General features: G+C 72.1%; 1 protein-coding gene and 1 pseudogene. Both read right to left on the reverse strand.

From position 1 onward, the window contains the following. Positions 1-7: 7 nt before the first annotated feature. Positions 8-142 (reverse strand): hypothetical protein, encoded by a 135-nt coding sequence (locus DD1DGNOD_RS30530; RefSeq protein WP_346434333.1) that lies wholly within the window; start codon positions 140-142, stop codon positions 8-10. Between the two features lie 8 nt (positions 143-150). Continuing rightward, a pseudogene (locus tag DD1DGNOD_RS15240) lies at positions 151-390 on the reverse strand (methylcrotonoyl-CoA carboxylase); the annotation flags it as partial. Positions 391-520: the final 130 nt, after the last annotated feature.

Consider the following 520-nt stretch of genomic DNA (forward strand, 5'->3'; position numbering starts at 1 on the left):
GCCGGTTTCACCGGGTTTTCCCGGCCGGCGGGTCCACGGGTTCGACCACCGCGAGCAGCCGGTCGAAAGCGACCTGATCCCCGGTACGGACGATGACGTCCTTGACCAGGCCGGCGTGCGGGGCCGCCACCACGTGCTCCATCTTCATCCCGCGGCCAGCGGAGACAGCGCAAGAAAGGGGCTGCCGCGGTCGAGCAGCCCGTCCACCCGGTCCCGGGGCAGCAGCTTCCCCCAGGCAACATGGCGACGCCGCGACTGTGCCGGACCACCCAACGCGGCCTGCGCCAACCGCCCGCGCAACTGCCCGACCAGAGCACGATGACCAGCCGCGTTACGCTGGGCCCCGTCCCCGCCGGCGTCCCGGCGGGTCGTCAGCGTCGGTGTGTCCAAGGCGGCCCCTCGCAGGCTGGGATCAGCTCCGAGGTTAACGCCTGGCACCGCTGATCCACGGATCCCAGGCCGCTGACCGGCGCCAGGTCCGGATCCGGATCCGGATCCGGATCCGGGTGCAGGTTCGGCC

Source organism: Candidatus Protofrankia californiensis (genome assembly GCF_900634765.1).
Lineage (GTDB): Bacteria > Actinomycetota > Actinomycetes > Frankiales > Frankiaceae > Protofrankia > Protofrankia californiensis.